Below are 16241 nucleotides of genomic sequence, written 5' to 3'. Positions count from 1 at the left end.
GGCGCGACGCGGGCCGGCGGCGGCGCGAATCGCCGCCCCGATATCCGACCGGCGCTGATCGGCTTCCACCATGCCGTTCGACGCGCGGACGGGAACGCGTCTCGATTGAGCCGGCGCGCGCCGCCGGCTAGCGCTTCTTGCCGCTCGTCTGGTGCGGGAAGATGTCGAGGCCGTGCGGAGAGAGGACGTTCTGCAGTCGGCGCAGCTGTTCGATCCCGGAGACGCCGCGTTCGAACGCGACGCCCACGATCAGGATGTCGATGATGGCCAGGTGAGCGATGCAGGCATCGCTGCCGATATACGCGTTGACCGAGGTGGGCAGCGCGAAGGTCAGCGGGATGTTGCACGCGCCGGCGAGCGGCGTGCCGGGTTCGCAGACGCCGATCACGACGGCGCCGCGCTCCCGGGCGACGCTCACCGCTTCCAGCAGGAAGGGCATGCGCCCGAAGTGCGATACCGCGATCACCACGTCGCCGGCGTTCAGCGTGGCGGCGGAGAACATCTGCATGTTGGCGTCGGTGTAGGACTGCGCCTGGATGCCGAAGCGGAACAGCCTCGCCTGCGCGTCCGCCGCGACGAAGCCGGACGTGGTGCCGACGCCGTAGCAGTCGACGCGGTGCGCGCCGCCGATCGCGCCGATCGCGCGCTTCACCTGCTCGATGGGCAACTGGCGCTCGACGTCCAGCAGGATGTCGGCGGAGCTGCGCAGCACCTTCCCGACGATGTCGTCGATCGAATCGATCGCCGTGACGTTGCGATGCAGCGCGACGCTGCCGAGCGCCACCTGCTGGGCGACGCGCAGCTTGAAATCCCGCAGCCCCTGGAAACCCAGGGCTCTGCAGAACCGCACGACCGTGGGCTCGCTGACGCCGGCGAGCACCGCGATCTCGTCCACGTGCGCTTGCATCGCCCATTCGGGCTTGTCGAGGAACACCTGGGCGACCCGCTGTTGAGCCGCGGCCAGATCGGGCAGGCGGGCGTGAATCGTGCTGAACAGATCGGAGTCGATATCGGGACTGGGCATACCCATCACAAGTTGGATGCTCGGCGGGGCACGGCCGGACGGCCATGCGGAATCCGTGATATTTAGCACGTTTTCAGCCGGCCATGCGTATCGCCTGGTTACATCGCGCCGCCGGATAAACGCGGCCCGCGTCGCGGGTTGCTTCGGCGATCCGGATCGTCGAACGTGCGCGCGATGCGCATCGCGCCGTCGTCCCGCCGCGCGCCGCGTTCGCCCGTGCAACGCCCGGAGAGGCAGCCGGCTCCCGAGGTCAGCGTTTCGCCGCGTGCTTGACCCACGCCGCCGTCAGTATCGGCACCAGGATCGCGGTGACGAGACAGGACGTCGCGACCATGACGGTCGCGGCGGGAACGAGCGGCTTGAACTTCGGGATCATCTCGGCGATGAGCGCCGGATTGGCGACGGCGGCCCCGGCGGTCGACGAGGCGGCCAGCCCGGCCGCGCCGTTGCCGCCGCCGACGATCCGGTCCGCCAGGATGAGCGGCACGCCGGTCACGACGATCACCGTCACGCCGAGCAGCAGGCCGGGCAGTCCGCTCTTCGCGATCACGTGCAGGTCGAGGCTGTTGCCGAGCGCGAAGCCGAAGAACGGAATGAGCGGATGGACGCAGCGTCCGAAGAATTCGCGCAGGTCGGCATCGAGATTGCCCAGCGCGAAACCGATCAGGAACGGCAGCACGGCGCCGGCGAACAGGCGCGGCTCGAAGACCGCGATGCCCGTCGCGCCGAGCACCAGCATGCTGATGAGCGGCCCGGATTCGATCGACATCAGCACGAACGCGCCCGCCTCTTCCTTGTTGCCGTATTGCTGCATCAGGGCGGCGTAGAGCCCGGCGTTGGTCATGTCCATCGCGGCCGTGATCGCCAGCACCGACAGCCCCGCGAAGAGCCCGGTCTCGACGGCGCCGCCGGGGAGGACGCGGGCGGCGACCAGCGTCGCGAGCCAGGCGACGAGCGCCTTGGTGACGAGCAGCGTGCCCGACTTGCGCAGCACGATGCCGGTCGCGCGCAGATCGATCGTCGCGCCCATGCAGAAAAACCAGACCGCCAGGATCGGCACGGTGCCGGCGATCAGACCGTTGGTGAACGAGCCGAAGTATTTGCCGGCGTCCGGCGCGAAGGTGTGCACGCACGCGCCGAGCAGCATGGGGACCAGCATCAGTCCGCCGGGGATCCGCTCGATGACTTTCTTGATCTTCATGTCGCCTCCGCGGGCGGCGGATCCGGGTCGGGTTCGTGCGTGGTCCGCGCCTCGATGGCGGCAATCTATCACGGGGTGCGAGTGGGGGCCGGCGGAAAAAATCGCTGGACGGGAGCCGGCCGACAGCCGGCAGGCCGAGGTTCGGACCGGCCGGACGCGCGCCGTTCGCGCGGCGTGGCCGCCCGTCATCTCATGGCGTCCTGGATCGGGGGCAGGCGTCGTGCGCGGCCTGGAGTCCGTCCGCATAGGCCGTATCGAACGCCCTGGCCGTCATCTGCGTACCGAAGCGCGCCTGCAGACGCTCGCGGGGCCATTTGCCGTTTCCCGCCGCCGCCGCGAGCAGGTCGAAGGCGATCGCTTGCGTCGGGTCCTGCGCGTTGAACTTCCCGGTCTGGTAGTTCGTGGCGAGCAGGCCGGCCGCCAGCGGGTCGCATTTTCCGGCGGCGTCCTTCAGATGGTCCAGCGCATCGTCCTTCCAGCGCTTGACGTCCGGATCGTCGGGAGACGCTCCGGACGACGGAATGCGGCCCGTGCCGTCCGGCCCTTCGATGTAGAAGTCGATCTGCGCATCCGCGCGACCGGTTCGCGCGGCAAGCGCGAGGAATTGCAGCCGCTCCCGCACTTCGGCGGGCGTGACGCCGGCGCACAGGCGAGCCGTGTCGGCCGGCGGCGACGCGGCGCGATCCCCCGGCATCGTATGACGGAGGTTCGAATCCGCCGCGCACAGCGATTCCGCCAGATAGACCTGGTAGGCGGCGTCGGGGTCGCCCAGACGCGCCGCGCCTTCGTACCGGGCGACGTACTGCGCGACCGTCCTGCCGCCCAGATCGACGATGCGTCCGCTGCTGCCGATCAGCGCGGCGGCGGGATGCGCGGCGGCGCCGGACGGATCGGGCGACGAGAAAGCCGACGCGCCCGGCTCGGTGATCTGCGCATCCTGAGCGCGCGCACCGGCGCCCGCGACGGGGTCCGGTCCGCGCGAGACGTGATAGATGCCGGCCAGGACGCACCCCGCGACACCGGCGGCAAGCCAGTACCTGTGCTTGAGGTTCACGAGGCGGCCCGGGCGTCGATCGATCCGCTTATTGCCAGAGGTAGCAATAGGTTTCGCTGCTTTCGAGATTGTTGCCCAGCGCGGGCTGCGACAGATCCTTCACCCAGCCGTTCGGGTCCGTCGGCGTCGGCGTATCGCCGCAGTTCGTATGGACCCAGTGGATGCCGACGTCGCCGCCGGTGTAGAGCTCGCCGCACAGTTCGAGTTGATCGCCGACCTGAATCTGGTTCAGCGGACTCGGCACGCTCTTCTGGTTGCGGACGTAGTTGTTCGCGAATACGTTGTCCATCGCGACGTCGTACGTCACGCCGTCCGTGCCGAGCAGGCTCACGTGCGTGTGCGACAGATAGATGCCCTGGAGCGCCGACCCGGATTTGAACGTGGGCGGGGTCTGGACGGTGCCGGTCAGCAAGGTGCCGCCCTGGCACACATCGGCGGCGAGCACGGGCAGGGAGGCGACGGACAATGCCAGAGCAAACAGAATCTTCTTCAATTGAACCCCCTCGGAATTTAAATTGGATACGTGGAGAGGAATCGTGTCGCCGCCGTTCGGATAAAACGGCACGCAGTCGGATGGCGCTGCGTTCGGCATGATTCCAATCGTTAAGATACCGAATGGACGATGACGCGGGGATGAAATTTCCAGATCCTGATGTTGAAATATCGCTGAAAGCCGGATTGAAAAAAAGGTCGATCGGCAATGCCTCGTTGATTTTTGAAAGGCAATCCGGTTCGCCGTAAAAGCGGAATGGGAATGGCTTGTTCTGAAGGGGGCGGCCTTCGGGATTGCCCGAAAACAGGCGGGTTGACGCGGTATAAGGCCGAGCCGGATAACCGCCGGCGGTCTTGAACCGCAGGCTCGAGCTTGCCCGCGATACGGCGATGACGTTCCCGATGATTACTCGATGTCGGGAAAATGTGTGTTAATCGTAATGAATAGACGGGATGAGAAAGTAATCCCGATCAATATATGGGATTGCATTTCAAATTCCGGCGCGGTCCGATTTTCATGAAATGTCGATTCGTGACGTTAATCGAGACGAAGGCTGTTCGATTAAATACGGGAAAGCGCTAAACCGGTCAACCGTGCCGGCTCATTCGGAATGTCCGGCGAGATCGGAAATGATTGCGACGCGCGACGCGCGCGGCAGGCGCGTTCGCATGGATGCGGATGCCATTCGGCGGCATTCCTCGCCGATCGGAACGGGATGCCGGGGCGGCAGCGGTGTTGCCGCTGCCGCCCCGGGGCGCTGCTTCATCGTCCCGGCCGCCCGCGCCTGTTAGCCTGTCGCCCGGCGCTTGCCCCTGGTCGCCGCGGCAGTACCCGCCGCCGCGGCGTCATCCGTTCCACCCGGTGCTGTACAGCGCGACGTTCGAGATGGCGGGACTCGATCGCGATTGCGTGACGTTGATGCGCAGCCGGGTCGTCGACAGCGGATTCTTCAGGTACAGGATGCGCTTGTAGCCGATCGTGCCCGTGGGTTCGCCGATCGCCACCGGGTCCCAGCGCGCGGTCTTGTCGTTCCAGCTTTGAATGTCGAAACGCTCCACGCGCTGCCCGACCCGGATGTCTTCCTGCAGCACGATCAGGTTGATCTTCTTCGGGCTGCCGCCTTTCACCGTCAGCGTCAGCGAGCCCGCGTTGTTCCGGCCGTCGGGCGCGTAGCTCCAGTAGGTGTCGGCGGAATCGTCCACCGCGAGGCCGGCCGGATGGCCGGGGATCGAGCCGGCGGCCTGCGCGTCCACGGCGATGGCGTTCTGGTAGAGGCCGCGTATCTGCTGACCGAAGGTCTTCAGCAGTGCGAGCTGGTTCGGCGCCATCGTGCCGTCCGCGCGCGGGCCGATGTTGAGCAGGTAGTTGCTGTTGCGGCCGACCGACGTGAAGTATTCGCTCATCAGCGTGGCGAGCGACTTGGTGCCCGCGCCGGGATTGTAGAACCACGAACCGTCGGACGACAGCGTCGTGTCCGATTCGGCGGGCGCCCACCACAACGCGTTGATGCCGGCTCGATTCGCCTTGAACACCGCCCGGCTGCCGCGATCGTCGGCCTCCTCGTTCGTCAGGGTGCCGATGTTGGACGGATAGGTGCTGCTGTTCGCGGGCAGCACGCTCCATTGCGCCTGCGCGCGGGCCACGCCGCTTTCGTTGCCGACCCAGGTCAGCAACTGGCCGGGCGTATACGAATTGAACGTCACGACGCCGGGCTGCAGCTTGTTGACGAGGTCGACCCATTGGTCGGTGCTGTAAGGCTGCGGCCGGCTGTTGCCGTACGGGTTGAAGCCGTCGAACCACAGCTCCGACACCTTCCCGTACTGCGTCAGCAGCTCGTACAGATCGCGCATGTAAAAGCAGTTGTACTCGTCGACCGTGTAGGTGAATACCTTCGACGGATCGACGCCCGACGCATCCTTCGGAATCTGGCAGGCGATGTTCGGTTTCTTCCCGCTGCCGTAGATGAACTCGGTCTTCTCGTAACCCGGGATCTGGCTGGGAACCTGTCCTTCATGCAGGTCCGCGGGGGACAGGTAGAAGCCGACCCGGATACCCACGGTCCGGGCCGCGTCCGCGAATGCCTTCACCACGTCGCCCTTGCCGCCTTTCCAGTCGAGGCTGCTCGCGACCGAGTAACGGGTGGTCGACGCCGGCCAGATGTGGAAGCCGTTGTGATGCTTCGCGGTCAGGATGACCTCCTTGAAGCCCGCATCCTTGAACGCCTGCAGCCATACCTTCGGATCGAGGTTGACGGGGTTGAAGGCCATCGGATCCTCCGACCCGGTGCCGTTGTTCTGGTAGGCGGGATCGGTCGCCCACACGCTGGTGTTCACGGAGAAATGGACGAAGCCGGTCAGTTCCATGCGCTGCCAGTCGTATTGCGGCGCGGTGGGGGTCACCATCGCGGCCTTCCTGACCAGATCGCTGTCGGAATCCGTCGGGGCGACCGCGATCACCGGGCGGGGAGTATAGACGTAGGGCGCGGCGGCGGCCGGGGAGGACGCCCCGGCGGGCTGGGCCGCCATCGACGTGGCGGCGAGCCGTGCGGCAGCGGCCGGGGCCGAGAGGCCGCCGTCGTCGCCGCCGCAACCGGCCAGGAGCGCGAGCGCCGTGACGGCGGCGGCGCTGCCGGACCGACGGAGCGGCGCACGCGGCAGCGCGTCCGCCAGCGCGGCCGGCGTACGCCGCCCCGTGTGCGGGTTCGAGGGTTCGTGAATCGATCGGCGCATGGTCTTCTCCAGCAAGAGGGACAGGCTCATCGGGTAAGCGGACGACCGCCGCGCGACGCAGGCTCGACGGGCGCGGCGGCACGCGCTATTGCAGGGCAGGCGTTCCGATTCCGTCGAGATCGGGCGGTTTCGTGCCGGACGAATCGGGCGTGATGGCGAGGGTGTTGGCGCCGCCTTTCACGAAGCGGCCGACGACCGTCAGCGACGAGATCGTTCCCCAGCTTCCGGTCGGCGGAAAGGACACGTTGACGGGCGCGCCGCCGTCGAAACTCAGGTTGGCGGACACCTTGCCGCCCGAACCGTTGCCGAAATTCACGGCGACCTTGTAGGTACCGCTGGCCGGCACCGAGATCTTGTTGAAGGTCAGGCTGCCCATGTAGCCGACGCGGCTGCCGTCGGTGCAGTTCACGCAGTTCTGCGACACGACCTGCGCGCCGCCGGACAGCGTGTTGTTGGGGGAGTCGGCTTCGTATGCGACCGGCGCGGGAGCGGCGGGCGGGCTGGACAGCGCGCCCGGCAACTGGGTCACGCCGGGGCCGTAGCCGAGCGTCGGCAGCGCCTGCATGAGCGACGCGTACGGAACGGTCTTGCCGTCCGAGCCGCTCACGCGGCCCTTCCAGAACATCAGACCCGCGGCGGGCACCAGATCCTTGAACGCCTGATGGATGCCGTCCTGGGTCAGGCTGCTGATCACGGCGTTGTCGTTCCACTCGCAGATCTGGCCGCCGACCACCGGCGCGCCGGGATTCCAGTTGTAGAGCGTGTTCGCCTGGCCCACGCTGTTGTTGTTGTTCCCGTTCGGAACGACGTACCAGGCATCGGAGGAGTCCAGGACCTTCGACACCTTGTAGGTGTTGTAGAAGGTGCCGTCGCTGCCGTTCCAGTTCTGGATCGTGATGCTGCTGTTGAGCTTGGCGAGGTTCGACGTCGAATCGTATCCGTCGTTCCAGATCGAAACGCTCCGGGGCGCGCCGTCCGGCGTGGTGGTGGCCGTGACGTGATTGGCGAGCGCATACAGGTAGTTGCCCTCTCCCGAGACGCCCGCCTCGTCGCCGCCGATCATGATGTCCTTCGCATGGAACCACGGCAGGAATTCGTCGAAGACGCCCTGGATGTAGGGCAGCGTCTTCGGATTGGTGGGATCCAGGTTGACCTTGCTGTTCTTGATCGTGGGCGAGCTATCCCCGGCGGCCAGCGTGGGCTGGTCTCTCAGGAAGATCGCCGAGTGTCCCGGCGTGTCGAATTCCGGCTGGATTTCGACGCCGTACTGCGCGGCCACCTTCTCCATCTCGGCCCAGTCGTCCTTCGTATAGCCCTTCATCGCGGCCCCGGTCGTGCCGTTGGGATCGCCGTCCATGGGCTTCAGGTTCGGGTATTTCGGGCTGATCACGCGCAGCGCCGCCTGCGTATAGGTCGAGCCGCGCGGCGTTTCCTCGTTCAGGTGCAGATGGAGCGTGTTCAGCTTGTACCAGCTCATGAACCGGATGTAGTCCTCGAGAAACGCCTTCGTCATGAACAGGCTGCCGACGTCCAGCAGTGCGCTGCGCACCGCGTACCGTGGGTAGTCCGCCGCGTACCCGCTCGCCACCTGCTTGTGCGCTTTCGGCGCCTGTCCGTCCAGCGCGAGCATCTGCAGCAGCGTGCGGGTGGCGTAGAACACGCCGGCCGGCTTGTTCGCCCGCAGCACCGCCCCGCCCTGCACCGACAGCGTGTAGCCCTCGTTGCCGAGCTGGGTGGCGCTCGTCGTGCCGCAGGGCACGAGGCTGAGATTGACGGCGCCGGATTGCGCGGCCGATCCCGTGACGATCGGCAAGGTGATGCCCGTCGATTCCTTCAGGTCCGCCTGCAATTGCGTCGCGATCGGCTGCAGCGTCGTCGCATTGGCGCTCTCGACGACGATCTTGCTTGCCGACGTTACCTGCCACTGCCCCTTGCCGCCGGTCCACGACTGAAGCGCGGGCATCACGGCGGGAGCGGCGTTGCCGCCGGTCAGGTTGGGCGGCGTGTCCAGCGTGCCGCAGGCCATCGGCTGGCCGCTGTCCTGCGCGTGCGCGGCGCCGGCCGCGAGCAGCAGCGGCAGCAACACCGACAGGCGGGGGGAATGAGGATGCTTCATGATTGCGTGCCTCCTGGTCGTTCGGGTCTGTCATCGAAAGTCGAAACCGCGATCGGCGCGCGTCGGAAGGTCCGCCGCGCGCCGCGAAGTGCGAGATGCTGCCGACGCATGCCGGGGGCGGCCCCGGCATGCGTCACTGAAGCACGATGGCCTGGTCGGATTGCTTCCAGACCTGGATCGACGCCGGCGCGGCGGCGTCCCAGTTCCTGAGCGGCGCCGTCACCGCCGTGGAGAGATCGGTCGTCAGCGCGCTGCCGGGGAAGCTCAGCGCCAGCCCGCTGTACCGGTTGACGATCCGGAATGCCGCACCGCCCGCGCCCGCGACCTTCTGGAAATACCACTGCTGCCGAGCGGCGGACGCGGCCGGCGCGGCCTTCGACAGCACGACGGGCGCGCCCCACGCGCGCCCGGCATTGCCGTCCTTCACGCCGAGATACGTGCCGTTGATCGCGATCGTGAAGAAGCCGTCGCCGGTCGCGGCGAACTGCCATGCGCCGGCGGCGGCGCTGGGGAGATTGGTCGCCGGATTGCCGGGATGCGCGATGAAGTAGCGGCGAACGGCGGTGCCCGCGCCGATCGAATGGCCGCTCGCGTCCGAGTAGTAGACCGGGGCGGCATCGGCCGGCTGAGCGACGGCCGCCGTGACGTCGACGTATTCCGAGCCGTACTTGGAGCAGCCGAATCCGCAGTACGCGCGGAAGGTCTTGCCGAGTGCGCTGGACGACGTCTTCGTCGCGCTGTCGACGAACCATCGGTACCAGGACGCCGAGTTGTACGGCACGCTGCCCGCGTAGGTCCATTGCGGGGTGCCCAGATCGCTCGACACGTAGAACTTCAGCGTCGTGGCCGGCAGGCCGTAGTCGAAGTTCGGCGTGCCGGGATTCGACACCGTGCGGTCCTCGGCCATCGCGATGTACTTCTGCAGATAGACATTCCACGAGACGCTCATGACCCGCAACGTACCGTTGGTGTAGCCCGCGTTGTACAGGCTGCCGGCGTTCTTGCCCGGCGTGACGAAGGTTTCGCCGCCGGTGGTGTCGGCGGCGGGGCCGCCTTGCGCGCTCAGGTCGGTGGACGGGCCCTGGAGGTTCGCTTCGAGCGAGCTGGAGACCGGGGCCGCCGCGCAGGGGATCGAACCCGCCGTCGACGCGTCGCAGGTCCAGTTCGTGCCCGGCGCCTGCTGCCATTTGCCGTCGTAGAACTTCTGCCATGACGACGGCGTCATCTTCTGGCCGATCGGCGCCCTCGCCGCATGTGCCCACATGTAGTTGTCGAAGCCGGACGGGTTGCCGTTCTGGCCGAGAATCCGGCTCGTGTAGAAGACGTAGAAATATCCGGACGCGTAATCGACGAACAGCCGGGGATCGCCGTCGCCATAGTAGTAGTACGGCGTGTTCGGATCGCCCTTGCCGTACGGCGAGGTGAGGATCGGCTGCTGCAGCGTCCAGCTCGCGCCCCGGTCGGTGGACACGGCGTAGGAGATCGCGTCGACGCGCGGGTTGTTGCCGAACAGCTCGTTGTGCACGAGCCCGTACCAGTTGCCGGTATCGGGGTCGACCCACACGCCGATCATGTCGCAGTAGTCGGCCTGCGAATAGCCGGTCTGCGATTTGACGGGCTGTCCGAACAGCGCTTGCGCGACGGGGTTGCCGTCGTTGCAGAGCGTTCGCGTGTCGTATTGGGAATGAGCCGCCGACAGCGAGACGGCATCCGCGTTCGCGCCGGTATAGAAGTTCCATACGTGGTCGGCGGGCACGTCGTCGTACTGGGCGTAGGCGTTCTGCAGGAAGAAGGTGCCGTCGCGATCGATGAAGAAGGCGTTGGGGCTGTCCGAGTAGGGGCTCGCGGAGACCGGCGCCGCCGCGCTGAACGTGAATGCCTGGGCGGGCGCCGCCTGGAACAGCATGAGCAGCGCCGCGCCCAGCGCGGTGAATGAAATTCGGTTTCCTGATCGTTTCATGGCGTTTTCCTCGTTTCGGGCGATGCTTGATGTCGGGCGGTCCGCCGGCGCGGCCGCGCGGTGCGCGCAGCCGGCGCCGTATCGGGTGCGGACCGGCTAGGCCAGCGTCGCGGCGAACGCGATCGGCTTCGCCTCCAGTTGGTGGAGATCGAACACGATCACTTCGTTGGCGCCCGCCTTGAGCCAGGGCGCGGGGCAGTACAGGCGCGTCTGCGGACCGATGCTCCAGTACCGGCCCAGGTTCCGGCCGTTCACCCACACCACGCCCTTGGTCCAGCCGCTCATGTCGAGATAGGTGTCGCCGACGCGGCTCAGTTGGAAGGTCGCCTTGAAGAACAGGCCGCTCTTGCGGGCATCGGTGCACACGGGACGCAGGCCGGCGACGAACGCGTCGTCCATCGGCAGCAGGCGCACGTCCCAGCCGGTCAGCGCGCCGCCCTGGCCGCCGGGGTCCTGCAGCGCGACCGATTCGAGAATGCCCTTGCGATCCACCAGCGCGTGTCCGTAATTGACGCGGCCCATGCCTTCCACCAGGATCTCCAGCGTCGGGGTCGGCGATGTCACCGACGCCGACGTCAAGGGCAGCGGCGCCTGCTGGACGACGCCGAGGCGCTGCCTGTAGGCGGACGGCACGGCGGCGCGGGACAGGCCGCCCATGTACTGGCCGCCGACGAACACGGTCGCGTAGTCGTGGACGTCGGTGACGTTCAGTGTGCCGCCGGCGTAGCGCGCGAGCGCCTTGCGATACAGCACGAAGCCGAACGCCTGGCCGTACATTTCGAACGGCTGCGGGTTGACGGTGCGGGAAGCGGGCAATGCGGCCGGCAGGTTGTCCCAGAGCGATGCGTGGAGCGTGGGCGTCACCGCGTCCGCGCCCTGGCGCGTGAGCGTCGGGATCGGGCGGGGGACAGGCGGCAGCGGCGTCTTCAGGTAGCGCGCGATGAGCGCGCGGTAGCGTGTGTAGTGCGCGGTCGCCACCCCTTGCTCGCTGATCGGCGCGGCGTAGTCGTAGCTGGTGATGTCCGGCTGGTAGCCGCCGCCGTTGTTGTCCGCGTTCGCGCCGGCGAAGAAGCCGAAGCTCGTGCCGCCGTGGATGACGTAGATGTTGAACGACAGCTTCTGCTGCATCAGCGCGGTCAGGGTCGCGGTGATGTCGGTGGCGGTGCCTTGCAGAACCGCGTCGCCCCAGTGCGTGAGCCAGCCGGGGTAGACCTCGCCCGCCATCGCCGGCACGCTCGGGTACGCGCGGCGTGCCGCCGCGATGTCCGATGCGGTGCCGCCGCTCAGCGCGATCGCGCCGCCCGTGACGTTGGACTGATTCTGTTCGAGCTGCGACAGCCCGTCCTCGGTATAGAACGGCCCCTGGATGCCGCCCTGGACCCAGAGCTGCCGCACTTCTTCCATGTAGACGGAATCGCTGGCATACGAGCCGAACTCGTTCTCGATCTGGATCATCAGGATCGGGCCGCCGTTGGCCACGAGCAGCGGCCTGATGCGCGGAATCAGCTCGCCGATGTAGCGGCCGACCGCCGCCATGTAGTGCGGGTCGTTCGCGGAGCGGGTGCGCAGCTGGATGTCGGGGTAGCGCAGCAGATAGGACGGAATGCCGCCGAGATCCCATTCGCCGCAGACGTACGGGCCGGGGCGCAGCAGCACCCACATGCCCTCGGCCTGGCAGAGCCGGATGAAGGCTTCGATGTCGCGGTTGTCGCTCTTGAAGTCGAACTGGCCCGGCACCGTTTCGTGGTAATTCCACATGATGTACAGCGCGATGGTGTTCATGCCCATCGCTTTCGCCATCCGGATCCGGTGCTGCCAGTACTCGACCGGGATGCGCGCGGGATGCATTTCGCCGCTGCGGATCTGAAACGCTTGTCCGTCCAGCAGGAATTGGGCGCCGTCGGCGCTGAACGAGAACGTGTGACGCGCCAGTCCGCTCGGGCTCGGTTCGGCGGTCGCGGCGGCAGCCAGTGCGCTGCCGGATTCGGTCGCGGCCGCGCCGGCCGGACCGATGCCGCTGCTGTCGTCTCCTCCGCCGCACGCCGACAGGATGGGCACCAGCGCGGAGAAGGAAATGAAGCTTCTTCTGTCCATTTTTACGTTCCTTTTATCAGATCAGGATGGCCGGCGCGAATCACGCGCCAATAAGCGCGCATGTCGCTTCCACGTCTCTCAATCGTGACGAAGCGCGCGCTTTAATTCGCATAAAACGGTAAATCGGATATTGTCGTGATGCGGGACTATTATTCGATCATGGAATCGATTTTATCGATTCCATGATCGGTGCCGGGTAATTGCCTTGTCGATATTCGATTCATCCGCCGGTATCGGGAATGAATCCACGAATGTCCCGGCGAGACCTGCATGCCGGCCGAGCCGGGCGTGCGGCGGGAAGCGCGGAGAAAACCGGCGGAGACCCCGCCGGACGGGCACTGGTGCGGAGCGGGGCGATATCGCGTCGTCCGCTGGCGATGCAGGAGCGATCCGTACGATACCCAACCCGGGCGAAGCAGTTCGAGCCCGAAACATATCCATTGTTTCCCCTCCAGAACTATTTTTCGTTAAGAATCTGCTTATCACCAATCTAGAACCACTTTGATTTCAAGTATCCGGGCTGACGATGGAAAGTCGAGGTATTTTATTTGATCCCAATAATTGGAATAAGGATTGGGGTAATGAAATGCGGTGATATTAATAATTGTTTAGTTGAGCCGGGTAATGACCGGACGGTCATGGAAATGTCACCGCGCCGAAGCCCGACGTCCCGGCACTCGGCGCTCGGCGTTTCGTTGCGATGCGGTGTCCCGCTCCCCGCCGCGCGACGCGCGCGGCGGGGAGCGTCCGGCGTGACCGGTCAGCGGGTCTTGAGCACCAGCGTCTGCGGAGATTGATTGCGGTAGATCCGCAGCGTCAGGCTGGCGCCGTTCGCCTGGTTGATCGCGCCGGAGAGATCGCCGACGGTGTTGATGGCGGACACCGTCGCGCCGGACACCACGCCGACGATCGCGTCGTTGGCCTGCAGCCCCGACGCGGCGGCGGGGCTGCCCGCCTGCACCGAATCGACCTGGACGCCCGATGTGGACGGCAGGCCGAGCGCGGACTGCTGGGCCACCGTCGTGACCGATTCGACCGTCGCGCCGATCGACAGGGTGGTCTTGTCGGAGCTTTGCTGGGCCGTGCCGGAATAGTCCAGCACCGGATAGGCGGGGGTCTGCGCCCGGGCTTTCAGCGCCGCGTTCTGCACGCCGAAGCGGGTCGTGTCGAAGGGGGTGAAGCCGATCTTCGTCACGGCCGGCGAATCGGACGGCACGTTGTAGTTCCCGGCGGCCGGGTTCGAGAACAACGGATTGCCCACGGCCGAATCGATATCCCATGCGCCCGGATCGATCGCCTGCGATGCCTTGAGATCGGCGGCGGTCATGAACAGGTTCTGGTCGATCAGCTTGCCGTAGTGCGACAGGATGGCCGGATTGTGCGCGCCCATGGTGATGTTGTTGGTGAACACGTCGCCGCTGTTCGCGAACCAGACCTGCGGATAGAACGAATTGTTCAGGATGATGTTGTTCTTCCCGGTCCGCATGAAGCCTTCGCGGAATTTCAGGCCGCCCGAAAGGTCGTTCTTCGATTGCGCGGGCGTGGTCCCGATCAGCACGTTGCTCTGTACGAGATAGTTCGACGTCCCGTCGTCGAAGTCGATGTCCCAGCCGCGATCGCAGCGGAAGCGGTTGAACCGGATCACCGTCGTGTCGACCGCGTCCAGGTTCCAGATCGTCGGGTTGCCCTGCATCTCGGCGGCCATCGCGTTGTAGTCGGGGCTCCAGTAGCGGTCGCGGCCCCACGCGTTCAACGCGCCGTGATCCCCGGTTTCCAGCACGGTGTTGAACACGTCGTTGTATTGGATCACGTGGCCGCCCCACGTGCCGTCGCCGATGTTGATGCCCGCGCGCGGCGTGTTGTAGATGCTGTTGTGATCCACGGTGATCTTCGACGCCATCGAGATCTCGACCCCGGCGACCTGCTTTTCCTTGAGGCCGATGTCGTGGATCAGATTGTCGGAGACGATCGAGCCGGAAGGGTAGTTGTTGCTCTTCGGCCCGGGCGTCGTATCGAGGTTCGCGTAGTTGGCCGGCGTGTTGTAGTTGAGCGGCGGCGGGGCGCTGGAATTCTTGACCGCACGGACGGCATCGATCCGCCCGACCAGCGCGATCGCGCTCGCGCCGATGTTGTAGATCTCGTTGGTGTCGATCTTCGCGCCGCGGTTGTAGCCGCTCACGAAGATCGCGTTGCTGCCGAGATCGCGGAACACGTTGTGGGTGAGCTGGACGTCGCGGGTGCCCTCGAGAAAGACCGCGCCGTTGCGATAGATCGTCCAGTCGCTGCGCAGCAGCGGCTCGGTGGTCTTCATGAACGTGTAGTTTTCCTTCGTGAAGACCAGTCCGTCGATGCGCACGTTGCTGACCGGATTCTGTTCGGTACCCTGGAGCCTGATCAGGCTCTCGGTGGTGGTGCCCTCGAAGCGGGTCTTGGCCAGATTCATGCCGGCGGGCGGATAGAAGTACAGGACGCCCTTTCGCGTGTCCAGATACCACTCGCCCGGCGCATCCAGCTCGTCCAGCACGCCTTCGACGTATTCGGTCGACGTATTGGTGCCCTGGTCGAGCCGGTTGTTGCCGACCGGTGCGCTCAGGCTCAGCGCGCCGCCGGCATTCACGCCGTAAATGGCCTGGTGCTGATCGCTCCAGTTGCCGTTGATCATCGAATGCAGGTAGCCGTAGCCCTGCGCCGACGGCGCCCAGGTCGCTGCCCGTGCCTGGATCGCCGCCTGATTCGTCGAGCCGTTGAACACCACGCCCGGTCCGGCCGCCTGATAGTTCGGATAGCGCGCCAGCACCTGCTGCGTATCGTTCGCGAACAGCTGGTCGAAGCTTGCCCCGCTCACGCGGGTCATCACGATGTTGCCCTTGTAGGGCTGCCAGTTCAGGCCGGTCAGGATGCGCGAGCCGCTGATCACGGGTTTCGCGCCATCGTCGGCGTGGATGTACAGGCCGGACGCCGCCGAGTTGAGATAGACGGGCCGGCTCAGGTAGTAGACCCCGTCCGTCAGGATCACTTCCTTGAATTGCTTCTGGATCGCGGCGTCGATGCCGGCGCCGAGCGTCGCCTTGGGGCGGCGGCGGGTGCCGGGCGCGGCGTCCGAGCCGTCGGGCGACACGTAGATGGCCGTGGGCTTGCACGGGCGGTTCATCTTGTCGTCCGAGGCGACGGCAGCCGGGCTGCCCTGCGCGCTGGCGCTGACGGCCGCCATCGGACCGGACGACGCATCCGTGCCGTCGCCGCCGCATCCCGCGATCAATGTACTCAGTACAGCTAATGTAAATCCGGACCGTATGCTCTTCATCCTGCTCTCCTTGATTCCCATGGATCAGCGCTGCGATCCGGCTTGCCGTCGATCCGGCCGGCGTCGCGGTAGCTGACCAACCCATCCCGCTGTTTGACTACGTATCGCCGGTTCGCAGCCCCCGCATTGCGTTCCCGCGTCTTTTCCTACGAGGGCGGCGGCGTGCGTCGCCGCCCCCGGTCGTGCCTTTCGCGAAGGGCGCATCCGGCAGGCCGCCGCCGATGCGCGATCCCGCTCGCCCCATCCGTCCGGCCACGCTGGATGGG

General features: G+C 66.2%; 8 protein-coding genes and 1 pseudogene. All 9 read right to left on the bottom strand.

What is annotated here, in order from left to right:
- Nucleotides 1–127: 127 nt before the first annotated feature.
- The 9 genes and pseudogenes from RZR99_RS23975 to RZR99_RS23935 all read right to left on the bottom strand — a co-directional run bounded on the left by RZR99_RS23975 (nt 128) and on the right by RZR99_RS23935 (nt 15975).
- Entirely contained in the window at nt 128–1030 is a 903-nt protein-coding gene (locus RZR99_RS23975; protein ID WP_323122266.1) for a MurR/RpiR family transcriptional regulator, read from the bottom strand.
- A 250-nt stretch (nt 1031–1280) separates the two neighbouring features.
- Nucleotides 1281–2225, bottom strand: a pseudogene (gene kdgT / locus RZR99_RS23970) (2-keto-3-deoxygluconate transporter); the annotation flags it as partial.
- Nucleotides 2226–2415: 190 nt separating this feature from the next.
- Entirely contained in the window at nt 2416–3279 is an 864-nt protein-coding gene (locus RZR99_RS23965; protein ID WP_323122265.1) for a hypothetical protein, read from the bottom strand.
- 28 nt (nt 3280–3307) lie between these two features.
- Nucleotides 3308–3772: a hypothetical protein gene (locus RZR99_RS23960; protein ID WP_323122264.1), complete on the bottom strand. Its 465-nt coding sequence runs from the start codon at nt 3770–3772 to the stop codon at nt 3308–3310.
- An 845-nt stretch (nt 3773–4617) separates the two neighbouring features.
- On the bottom strand, nt 4618–6501 hold the full coding sequence (locus tag RZR99_RS23955; protein WP_323122263.1) for an alpha-L-fucosidase: 1884 nt from the start codon (nt 6499–6501) through the stop codon (nt 4618–4620).
- An 85-nt stretch (nt 6502–6586) separates the two neighbouring features.
- Nucleotides 6587–8617, bottom strand: coding sequence for a family 20 glycosylhydrolase (locus tag RZR99_RS23950; RefSeq protein ID WP_323122262.1), 2031 nt, complete (start codon nt 8615–8617; stop codon nt 6587–6589).
- A gap of 133 nt (nt 8618–8750) precedes the next feature.
- Nucleotides 8751–10577 (bottom strand): RICIN domain-containing protein, encoded by a 1827-nt coding sequence (locus RZR99_RS23945; protein WP_323122261.1) that lies wholly within the window; start codon nt 10575–10577, stop codon nt 8751–8753.
- 96 nt (nt 10578–10673) lie between these two features.
- A complete protein-coding gene (locus RZR99_RS23940; protein WP_323122260.1) occupies nt 10674–12671 on the bottom strand; it encodes a beta-galactosidase in 1998 nt (665 codons plus the stop codon).
- Between the two features lie 760 nt (nt 12672–13431).
- Nucleotides 13432–15975, bottom strand: a complete 2544-nt coding sequence (locus RZR99_RS23935) for a PDZ domain-containing protein (protein ID WP_323122259.1) — start codon at nt 15973–15975, stop codon at nt 13432–13434.
- Nucleotides 15976–16241 lie beyond the last annotated feature (266 nt).

Origin of the sequence: Burkholderia alba (genome assembly GCF_034721475.1) — a bacterium.
Lineage (GTDB): Bacteria > Pseudomonadota > Gammaproteobacteria > Burkholderiales > Burkholderiaceae > Burkholderia > Burkholderia alba.
The sequence above is the reverse complement of the archived record's forward strand: the minus strand, read 5'-3'. Positions and strand labels throughout refer to the sequence as shown.